The 443-nt window shown below is 46.3% G+C and carries 1 protein-coding gene; it reads right to left on the bottom strand.

What is annotated here, in order from left to right; all coding sequences use genetic code 11:
- On the bottom strand, positions 1 to 360 hold a 360-nt coding region (locus SxD43FB_RS24040), incomplete at its 3' end, for a DUF3757 domain-containing protein (RefSeq protein ID WP_141249665.1).
- Between the last annotated feature and the right edge of the window lie 83 nt (positions 361 to 443).

Genomic DNA, 443 nt, shown 5'->3' with positions numbered 1-443 from the left:
GTGGGGTTTAGAATAACAGCGATTCGATTCGTCCCAATTCGCAGGCGCCGCGGCTTTCCAGTTGACTACATTGTCTAGAAACAAGGCCAGATTTTGGTAGCGGCAACTCAACTGACTGACTTTCACTGGCCCGTTTTCGGTTTCGTCTTCAGTGATATACGCCGCATCTTCAAAAACCAGAGTCTTAACATCGACCGGTTGTCCCGGATCTTCTCCTTTCCAGATATGGCCGGATTTGTCCTTGGCTTCAAAGCCACTCTTTGTTTTGTAAATAGATGAGGGTTCAGGGCAAGTATCTGCGTAGGTATAGTTACTCACGGTCAGGATTGCTAAAACGCTGGCAATAATCTTTGTCTGCATGGTGTCTAACCCTCGTTTGTTTGTCCGTAAGAAACACTCGCGTTGATACCTATTGCCAGCTAATTGCCGTAAGTGAAGAAAAA

Source organism: Sphingobium sp. D43FB, assembly GCF_002312805.1.
Lineage (GTDB): Bacteria > Pseudomonadota > Alphaproteobacteria > Sphingomonadales > Sphingomonadaceae > Sphingobium.
This window is presented reverse-complemented; position numbering and strand designations above follow the sequence as displayed.